Below are 268 nucleotides of genomic sequence, written 5' to 3'. Positions count from 1 at the left end.
CCTCGACTCACCCACGCTCGGCTCGCCCTCGCTCGACTCGCCCTCGCCCTCGCTCGGTTCGTCGTCGATCAGGTTGGTGCGTTCGAGGATCTTGCGGGCGATCTCCACACTGATCACACCGTCACGCAGTCGTTGCGCGACCCGCGGATGGCGGGTCATCAAATCGTCGGCCTCGGCCAGCATGCCCTCCGCGCGGCCCTGACTGACGCCCAGGGTGACAGCGATCCGGCGGGCGCAATCGACGAACGCCTTACGGGCCGCCGCATGT

Annotated in this window: 1 protein-coding gene; it reads right to left on the bottom strand. The window is 68.3% G+C overall.

The features are described from left to right. The coding region (locus HH308_RS29465; protein ID WP_170197843.1) for a DUF222 domain-containing protein at positions 1-268 on the bottom strand (268 nt) is incomplete at both ends.

The organism is Gordonia asplenii, assembly GCF_012933505.1.
GTDB lineage: Bacteria > Actinomycetota > Actinomycetes > Mycobacteriales > Mycobacteriaceae > Gordonia > Gordonia asplenii.
The sequence above is the reverse complement of the archived record's forward strand: the minus strand, read 5'-3'. Positions and strand labels throughout refer to the sequence as shown.